A 6,873-nucleotide genomic window follows, 5' to 3' on the forward strand; every position below is an offset into this window, starting at 1 on the left:
GTTCGATGCCCGGGCCGGCGGGAAGCGCGCGGCTCCGGGCGGAAACGCTTGCATCCGGTGCGTGTTTTCGGACCATGCGTCTTCGGGTCTCGGAGGCGGGCTTTGGGCGGAGACGAGCGGGACGGGCAGATGGCCGATGGGGCGGCAGGCGCATCCGCGCGGCCGGTGCCCTGGGAATTCGTGCTGCCGGACGAGACGGCCACGGAGGATCTCGGCCTGTTCCTCTCCGAGTTTCTGCTGCCCGGGGACGTCGTCGCCCTGTCGGGTGGCCTCGGCGGCGGCAAGACCACGCTCGCCCGCGCGGTGATCCGCGAACTCGCCGGCGACGCGCAGCTGGAGGTTCCGAGCCCGACCTTCACGCTGATCCAGCCCTATGCGGCCCGGGACGGTCGGCCGATCATCCATGCCGACCTCTACCGGCTGCGCGACCCCGACGAATTGGTGGAACTCGGCTTCGACGAGATGGCCGAGGGCGCGATCACCCTGGTCGAGTGGCCGGACCGGATGCCGCCCCGCGACGGTCCGGTGCTGACCGTCGACCTGTCCCTGCGGGCGGAGTTCGGCCCCGAGGCGCGGCTCGCCCGGATCGACGGCACCGGCGGCATGCGCGCCCGCCTCGATCGGGCCCGGGCGGTGCGCCGCCTCCTCGACCGCAGCGGGTGGGACATCGCCGAGCGGACGCTGATGCAGGGGGACGCCTCCTCCCGCGCCTACGAGCGTCTGACCAAGCCCGACGGCACCAGCGCCGTGCTGATGATCGCGCCGCCTCGGCCGGACGGGCCCCCGGTGCGGGACGGCAAGCCCTACAGCGCGATCGTGCACCTCGCCGAGAGCGTCCACGCCTTCGTGGCCCTGGACCGCGGCCTGCGGGCGCTCGGCCTCTCGGCGCCCAAAATCTACGGCGAGGACCTCGCCGAGGGCCTGCTGATCCTCGAGGATCTCGGCAGCGAGCCGGTGATCGAGGGGGGCGCCCCGCGGCCCGAGCGCTACGCCGAGGCCGTGCGCGTGCTCGCCAAGCTCCACGCCAATCCGCTCCCCTCGGCCCTGCCGGTGGAGGACGGGATCGAGCACGTGCTGCCGCCCTATGACATGGAGGCGCTGCTGTTCGAGGCGGAACTGATGCCCGAATGGTACGCGCCGGCGATCCGGAACGTCGGCCTGACGGCGGAGGCGCGGGCGGCGTTCGTCGACCTGTGGCGGGAGGCGCTTCAGGNCGCGATCCCGGACCGGCCGACCTGGACCCTGCGCGACTACCACTCCCCGAACCTGATCTGGCTGCCCGAGCGCGACGGGCTGGAGCGGGTCGGGCTGATCGACTTCCAGGACGCCGTGATGGGCCACCCGGCCTACGACGTCGCGTCGCTGCTGCAGGATGCCCGGGTCGATTCCAGCGCCGAGTTCGAGCTGCGGCTGCTCGGCCTCTACGCCCGCGAGCGCCGCGGCCGGGACCCGGCCTTCGATGTCGGGGCCTTCGCCACCGCCTACGCGCTGCTTGCGGCCCAGCGGGCCACGAAGATCCTCGGCATCTTCGCGCGCCTGGACCGGCGCGACGGCAAGCCCGGTTATCTCGCCCATCTGCCGCGGATCGAGGGTTATCTCGCCCGCAACCTCGCCCATCCGGCGCTCGCCGGACTGCGGGCGTGGCACGCGGATCATTTGCCGGGCCTCGTCGCTCCGGCTCCCGAACCCTGACCATCGGATTCCCGACCGCATGAGCGAGCCCGCCCCCGCCGTCAGCCGCGCCTTCGTCCTGGCCGCGGGCCTGGGCAAGCGCATGCGGCCGGTGACCGCCACGGTGCCGAAGCCCCTGGTGGAGGTCGCCGGCAAGGCTCTGCTCGATCACGCCCTGGACCGGGTCGCCGAGGCCGGAATCGGGACCGCGGTCGTCAACGTCCACTATCTCGCCGACCTGATCGAGGGGCATCTTGCGGGCCGGACCGAGGGGCCGGCCACGCTCGTGTCCGACGAGCGTGGAGCGTTGCTGGAGACGGGCGGTGGCATCCGCAAGGCCTTGCCGCTGCTGGGCGCGGGGCCGTTCGTGGTGCTGAACTCGGATTCGTTCTGGCTCGAGGGGCCGGCCTCCAACCTGCGCCGGTTGATCGAGAGCTGGGATGGGGACCGCATGGATGGCCTGTTGCTGGTGGCCCCCACCGCCACCAGCCTCGGCTACGAAGGGGCCGGTGATTTCGTGATGGACCCGGACGGGCGCCTGGAGCGGCGCGGCGAGCGTGAGGTGGCGCCCTTCATCTACGCGGGCGTGGCGATCCTCACGCCGAGCCTGTTCGCGGACACGCCGACGGGCGCCTTCTCCCTCAACCTGCTGTTCGACCGGGCGATCGCGGCGAGGCGGCTTTTCGGGATGCGGCTCGACGGCCAGTGGCTGCATGTCGGAACGCCCGAGGCGATCCGGGCCGCCGAGGAGCGCGTGCGGGCGAGCGCGCGGACTCCGTAGGTCCGGGGGAGCGAAGCGCGACGCATGGGCCGCGCAAGTCGTTGTCCAAAGTGTCTTGCCAAGCCGGATCCGAGCCTCTAGAAGCCCCTTCACACCGGCGGGCCAAGACCCCGCCGCCGTGTCAGGCGCCCGTAGCTCAGCTGGATAGAGCACCAGACTACGAATCTGGGGGTCAGAGGTTCGAATCCTTTCGGGCGCGCCATCACCTAGCTAAATTTCAGACATTCCCGAACGCACCGGGTTAACGCTGTGGGGAACCATGCGGTAACGGCTGACGCCTGCACCGGATGCGCGATCAGCGTTCGTGACATCGGGACATGATCCGGCAAAGCTCGCTTGCTACTGCCGAGCTTGTCGGTGGCCTAAGCCCCCACTGACCTTCCACGCTCGCCTCGCCACACCTCCGACCGTAGCGGGCGGGCGTGGATGCCAGGGAGATCGCGAAATGCGACTCCTCCTTTGGCCGCTGGCTTGCCCTCGTTCTGAAGCGAGAGTCCGTCGATCAGGGGACGGACGATGAAGAAGAGCCGGTTCAGCGAAGCGCAGAGCATCGGATCCTGAAGGAGCAGCAGGCCGGATTGCCGGTTGTTGAGGTCTGCCGCCGTCGCGGCATCGGCGACGCGACGTTCTACACGTGGTGCTCGCGCTGGGGCGGCACGGAGGTCTCGGATGCGCGCCGGCTGAAGGCGCTCGACGAGGAGAGCCGTAAGCGCAAGACGCTCCTGGTCGAGGCGAGGCTCGACGTGGCCACGCTGCGCGAGGCTCTGGAGAAAACCTTCTGACGTCCAATGCACGCAGCAGAGCGGCTTCGTCGAGGCCCTCATCGGCCGCTTGCGCGACGAGTGCTTGAGCGAGCAGCTGTTCCGGAGCCTGCCGGCGGCTCGGACCATGGCCGAGGTGTGGCGGGCGGACTGCAACACCTGCCGCCCTCACACGAGCTTCGGCGGGCTCAACCCCGAACGCATCTGCAACCCGGTCCGAGCACGACCAGAACCGGAACGGGCTCTGGTTATGAACGAGGGCAAACAGGGGGCAAGGTCCCCCATCAGGATGGAGTGGACCCCTGACGGTGGGCACGATCAGGCGGCGGTTTTGACCGTCTGCTGGGCGTGTTGCTCCTCGAACTGCACGGGGCTCAGATAACCCAGTGCGGCGTGCAGGCGGCGAGTGTTATAGACCTCTTCGATGAAGCGCGGCAGTTCGGCCGCCACATCGGCGAAGGTCTCAATCGCCATCGGGTACACTCCTTGGACCTTGAGCGTCTTCATGAAGCTCTCGGCCTTGGCGTTGTCGTAGGGATTGCCGCGCCGGCCCATCGAATCGACGATACCGTGCTCGGCCAACACATTCCGATACGCCTCGGCAGCATATTGACTGCCACGGTCCGTGTGGTGGGTCAGTCCCGGCACCGGCCGACGTCGCTCGATCGCCGCGCGCAGAGCCGCGATGGTCAGGCGGGCGTCGATCGACCGGCCGAGTGCGTAGCCGACCACCCATCTAGAGTGGTCACCGATCGAATTGAATCGTTTAGGGTTTCGGCCGCGGCGGTGATGTGATTCGATGCGCGGCTTTCCGAGGAGGAGAGCCGATGGCGTCTGCCCTGTCCGTTGATCTGCGCGAGCGTGTCGTAGCCGCGATCGAGGCGGGGGCTTCGCGCCGGGAGGCGGCGCGGCGCTTCGAGGTCAGCCCGGCCAGCGCCGTGCGCTGGCACGGGACCTTCGTGCAGGAGGGTCGGACACAGGCCAAGCCGATGGGCGGCGATCAACGCTCGCACACCATCGAGGCACAGGCCGACCTGATCCGGCAGACCTACGAAGCGCAGCCCGAGCTGTTCCTGCATGAGTTGCGCGACCGTCTGGCCGAACTGGGTCTGCGGGTTGGGGGCAGCAGCCTGTCCCGCTTCTTCAAGCGCCACGGCATCACGCGCAAAAAAACACCGGCCACGCCGCCGAGCAGGAGAGAGAAGACGTGAAGGCCGCGCGCCTGTCCTGGTTCGACGGCCAGCTCGATCTCGACCCGGACAAGCTCGTGTTCCTCGACGAGACCGCCACCAACACGAAGATGGTCCGCCGCTATGGGCGAGCCCCGCGCGGCGAACGCTGCCGGGTCGCGGTGCCGTTCGGCCACTGGAAAACCATCACGGTCACTGCCGGTCTGCGCACCAGCGGCCTGACAGCCACCGCACTCTTCGATGGACCGATGACTGGCGCTCGCTTCCGTGGCTATGTCGAACAAACCCTCGTCCCAGCCCTCAGGCCCGGCGACACGGTCGTGCTCGACAACCTGCCCGCCCACAAGGTCAGCGGCATCCGCGAGTGCATTGAGGCGGCGGGAGCGAGGCTGCTCTACCTCCCGCCCTATTCCCCCGACTTCAACCCGATTGAACGCGCCTTCGCCAAGCTCAAGGCCATTCTTCGTGCCGAGGCTGCTCGCACGATCAGCGACCTCTGGGACACTATCCGACGAGCCTTCAGACGCTTCACGCCAGCCGAATGCCGCCGCTATCTCGCCGCCGCAGGCTACGACGCATATGATCCAACATGATCGGATGCCGCTCTAGGATGATCGCGACGTAGACAAAGCCGCCCATCACCGCGACGTAGGTCAGATCCGCGACCCAGAGCTGGTCAGGCCCGTCTGGCACGATGTCCTGGGCCAGGTTCGGGAAGATCGGGCTCTCGTGATCGCTATCGGTGGTCGTGACATAGCGGCGCCGAACGCGTGGCTGCAGATCATGTGCGCGTATGAGGCGGCGGACCTTCTTGTGATTCACCCGCCATCCCTGCTGGCGCAGGGCCGCCTGGACGCGGTGCCAGCCGTAGGCTTCGAACGCGTCGCAGACCGCGGCCATAGCCTCGACAAGGGCAGTGTCGTCGGCAGCACGCGGCGGAGCGTCGTAGTAGGCGGAGCGCGCCCGACCCATCAGTTGGCATCCCGCAGCGACAGAGAGGCTGTCGGGCCGGTGATCACGGACGGTATTGGACAACGATGCGCTGGATCGCGGCGAGATGCGGCGCATCCGCGACCTGATCGAAGAGCGGCTCGCCGAGGACCTCTCCCTCGAGGCGCTTGCCGCCGAGATCGGCGTATCCCCTCGCACCCTATCCCGCGTGTGCCTCAAGCAATGGGGAACGACGGTTCACCAGTATGTCCTCTCACGCCGTGTCGAGCGGGCCAAGACCATGCTCCTCTCGACCGACCTTGCCGTCACGGCGATTGCCTTCGATACGGGCTTCTCCAGTCAAAGCCATCTGGCAACGGCTTTTCGGCGGTTGACCGGGCTCACACCTAAACATTACAGGCTTATTGGCCGATCATAAATTGCGAGTTGTTCTGACCGAAATTATAGTGGAAGCATTTTAGTCACGTTGCAAGCCGCCGGTCGGACCTGATTTCATTATGATTTGAGCCCGTATTCCGGCCTGTCGTCGTTGTTGCCGTAAGATTTGTGCGGCGGGAACTTGCCCGATATGGTGAGCTTCGCCCGGTCGCCCGGTCGCCCTTGTTGCTGGCCTCGCGGACCATGTCCATGTTGAAGTCGATCGCCGGCATGATGCCGCGCCGAACCCCTCCTGGATCAGCTCCTTGAAGGTCGTGCCGTAGACCATCACCCGTTGGTAGAACCGGTAGATCAGCGGCTCGTTGAGCATCCGCTCCTCCGCCTCGGTGAGGCCGAGGAGTTCGGCAAGTCACGCCTCGCGTTCGCGCACCGGGCGAGGGTGACGGGCGAAGCGGTTTACCGTCGGGACTGCCGATGCCTTCCGCGCGATCCGGCGGCAGATATCCCGCCGCGTGGGCGATGGCCGCGGATCAGGCCCGGCGGGCTGGAGGCTCGGCGGCGCCGGCTGCCGCGTCCGCCTCGCTCAGGGAAGGCCGCACGACCGGCGGATGGCGCGGGTCGTACCCGTCCGGCATCGCGTCCCGCAGCGTCGTGGAGCGGGTTACCAGGAAGTCGATCAGGTGGTTGCGCAGGGCGTAATACCCGGGCGCATGGTGGAGCTGCGTGCGATCACGGTCCTTCGGCAGCGGGTTCTCGACGATCTCCGCGACCCTCGCTCGGGGTCCGTTGGTCATCAGCACGATCCGGTCGGCGAGATAGATCGCCTCGTCGACGTCGTGTGTGATCATGAACACCGTCTGGCCGGTCTCGACGCAGATGCGGCGGACCTCGTCCTGCAGGGTTCCCCGGGTCAGCGCGTCCAGCGCCGAGAAGGGCTCATCCATCAGCAAGATCTTCGGCTCGATCGAGAGCGCCCGGGCGATGCCGACGCGCTGCTTCATGCCGCCCGACAGTTCGGACGGGCGCTTGTGCTCGGAGCCCGCCAGTCCCACCGTGGCGATGGCCTTCCTCGCGCGCGCCTCGACCTTGGCCCTGGGCGCCGTCCGCCAGCGCGCGGAGACCGCGTAGGCGACGTTGCCGA

The 6,873-nt window shown here is 68.1% G+C and carries 8 protein-coding genes, 1 tRNA gene and 1 pseudogene; 6 read left to right on the forward strand and 4 right to left on the reverse strand.

What is annotated here, in order from left to right; translation table 11 throughout:
- Positions 1-129 precede the first annotated feature (129 nt).
- From tsaE to I53_RS31305, 4 genes and pseudogenes are all read left to right on the forward strand, one after another.
- Positions 130-1,692 (forward strand): tRNA (adenosine(37)-N6)-threonylcarbamoyltransferase complex ATPase subunit type 1 TsaE, encoded by a 1,563-nt coding sequence (tsaE, locus tag I53_RS14060; protein WP_051044815.1) that lies wholly within the window; start codon positions 130-132, stop codon positions 1,690-1,692.
- Between the two features lie 19 nt (positions 1,693-1,711).
- Positions 1,712-2,452, forward strand: a complete 741-nt coding sequence (locus tag I53_RS14065) for a nucleotidyltransferase family protein (RefSeq protein WP_043351719.1) — start codon at positions 1,712-1,714, stop codon at positions 2,450-2,452.
- A 125-nt stretch (positions 2,453-2,577) separates the two neighbouring features.
- A tRNA-Arg gene (locus I53_RS14070) sits at positions 2,578-2,654 on the forward strand.
- Positions 2,655-2,968: 314 nt separating this feature from the next.
- Positions 2,969-3,467: pseudogene (locus I53_RS31305) on the forward strand (transposase).
- A gap of 64 nt (positions 3,468-3,531) precedes the next feature.
- On the opposite strand, the gene I53_RS14080 reads toward I53_RS31305, so the two are convergent.
- Positions 3,532-4,014: a DDE-type integrase/transposase/recombinase gene (locus I53_RS14080; protein ID WP_083936056.1), complete on the reverse strand. Its 483-nt coding sequence runs from the start codon at positions 4,012-4,014 to the stop codon at positions 3,532-3,534.
- A 26-nt stretch (positions 4,015-4,040) separates the two neighbouring features.
- On the opposite strand from I53_RS14080, the gene I53_RS31310 reads away from it, so the two are divergent.
- Positions 4,041-4,996, forward strand: a protein-coding gene (locus I53_RS31310; protein WP_085987662.1) for an IS630 family transposase whose coding sequence is annotated in 2 segments (ribosomal slippage) — positions 4,041-4,380 and positions 4,380-4,996 — 957 coding nt in all. Because the reading frame shifts where the segments join, the coding sequence is not laid out codon by codon here.
- Here the strand turns inward: I53_RS31310 and I53_RS31315 are convergent.
- The gene (locus I53_RS31315) at positions 4,932-5,375 is read right to left on the reverse strand and encodes an IS3 family transposase (protein ID WP_085987663.1); all 444 of its coding nucleotides are present in this window, start codon (positions 5,373-5,375) and stop codon (positions 4,932-4,934) included. The two genes, I53_RS31310 and I53_RS31315, sit on opposite strands and share 65 nt — an antisense overlap.
- A gap of 55 nt (positions 5,376-5,430) precedes the next feature.
- Here I53_RS31315 and I53_RS14095 point away from each other — a divergent pair, with 55 nt between their 5' ends.
- On the forward strand, positions 5,431-5,772 hold the full coding sequence (locus tag I53_RS14095; RefSeq protein ID WP_251982316.1) for an AraC family transcriptional regulator: 342 nt from the start codon (positions 5,431-5,433) through the stop codon (positions 5,770-5,772).
- A 39-nt stretch (positions 5,773-5,811) separates the two neighbouring features.
- Here I53_RS14095 and I53_RS31320 read toward each other — a convergent pair whose 3' ends face one another.
- Positions 5,812-6,102, reverse strand: coding sequence for a hypothetical protein (locus I53_RS31320; RefSeq protein ID WP_374701324.1), 291 nt, complete (start codon positions 6,100-6,102; stop codon positions 5,812-5,814).
- Between the two features lie 160 nt (positions 6,103-6,262).
- On the reverse strand, positions 6,263-6,873 hold a 611-nt coding region (locus tag I53_RS14100), incomplete at its 5' end, for an ABC transporter ATP-binding protein (RefSeq protein ID WP_043351725.1).

This window comes from Methylobacterium sp. B1 (genome assembly GCF_000333255.1).
Lineage (GTDB): Bacteria > Pseudomonadota > Alphaproteobacteria > Rhizobiales > Beijerinckiaceae > Methylobacterium > Methylobacterium fujisawaense.

Coding starts and splice junctions, on each gene's coding strand:
- I53_RS14065 (WP_043351719.1), top strand. CDS start 1,712: ATGAGCGAGCCCGCCCCCGCCGTCAGCCGCGCCTTCGTCCTGGCCGCG.
- I53_RS31315 (WP_085987663.1), bottom strand. CDS start 5,375: ATGGGTCGGGCGCGCTCCGCCTACTACGACGCTCCGCCGCGTGCTGCC.
- I53_RS31320 (WP_374701324.1), bottom strand. CDS start 6,102: ATGCTCAACGAGCCGCTGATCTACCGGTTCTACCAACGGGTGATGGTC.